At 68.2% G+C, this 318-nt stretch carries 1 protein-coding gene; it reads right to left on the bottom strand.

Annotation, left to right across the window (positions count from 1 at the left end; translation table 11 throughout):
- The coding region (locus IG178_RS24625; RefSeq protein WP_193215227.1) for an MBL fold metallo-hydrolase at positions 1-318 on the bottom strand (318 nt) is incomplete at both ends.

The following is a 318-nucleotide window of genomic DNA, read 5'->3' on the forward strand; positions in this document are numbered from 1 at the left end:
AGACCAGGCCGATGGAGCCGGGGGTGTGACCCGGCAGGCCGATGACCTCCAGGTCGAAGCCCTCGAACTCGGCGACGTCTCCGTCATCAAGCGTCAGGTCCATCTCGACGTCGATGTCGTCCTCGTCGTCGGTGCCGCAGGCCGTGACGGCCTCGGAGCGGGACTTGACCTCCTCGAGCGCCCCGATGTGATCGTGGTGGGAGTGCGTGGTGATGATCATCTGCAGGCTGCCCGACAGCGAGCAGTCCGTGGAGCCGGCGCCCACGAGCCCGGCGATGGCGCGAGCATCGGCCGCAGCATCGATCAGCACCTGGGAGC

Origin of the sequence: Neoluteolibacter marinus, assembly GCF_014904755.1 — a bacterium.
Classification (GTDB): domain Bacteria; phylum Verrucomicrobiota; class Verrucomicrobiia; order Verrucomicrobiales; family Akkermansiaceae; genus Haloferula; species Haloferula marina.